Origin of the sequence: Streptomyces katrae (assembly GCF_000966975.1) — a bacterium.
GTDB lineage: Bacteria > Actinomycetota > Actinomycetes > Streptomycetales > Streptomycetaceae > Streptomyces > Streptomyces katrae.
Map to the genome: position 1 here is coordinate 1 of NZ_JZWV01000176.1, position 627 is coordinate 627.

A 627-nucleotide genomic window follows, 5' to 3' on the forward strand; every position below is an offset into this window, starting at 1 on the left:
GGCAGATCTCGGCGGCGGCCTCCGGGTCGTCGGCGACCCGGAAGCCGGGCTTCGCGGCGGCGCCCCGGTCGCCGAGGAGCCGCAGCGCGACGGGGTCGGGCAGCGGTTCGACGGGCCGCAGCAACTCTCCCGGCACCCCGAGCGGTTCCCGGCTGGTGGCGAGGATCCGTACGCCGGGGCACTGGGTCAGGATCCGTTCGGCGAGCTCGGCGGCGGCACCTATCACGTGCTCGCAGTTGTCGAGGAGCAGCAGGAGCCGGCGGCGGGAGCAGTGCTCCGCGAGCCGGTCGAGGGGGTGGTCGCCGGTCCGGTCGGTCAGCGCGCGCAGTTCCTCGGCGGCGGCGCCGCGCAGCTTGGTCTCGCGGGCGCCGACGGCGGCGAGGGCGGCCTCGGCGACGTCCTCGGGGTCGTCCACGGGCGCCAGTTCGACGAGCCACACCCCGTCGGGCCAGTCGCCCGCGGGGTGTGCCTCGGCGGCCTCCTGCGACAGCCGCGTCTTCCCGGCGCCGCCGGGCCCGAGCAGGGTGACGAGCCGGGCCCGTGCGAGGTCGCTCCCGATGACCCGGATGTCCTCCTCCCGCCCGACGAAGGTGGTCAGCCGCGCCCGCAGGTTCCCGGGGGCGGGGG

General features: G+C 77.5%; 1 protein-coding gene. It reads right to left on the reverse strand.

Annotated features, from left to right (window positions below):
• On the reverse strand, positions 1 to 627 hold a 627-nt coding region (locus VR44_RS08435), incomplete at both ends, for an AAA family ATPase (protein WP_045946771.1).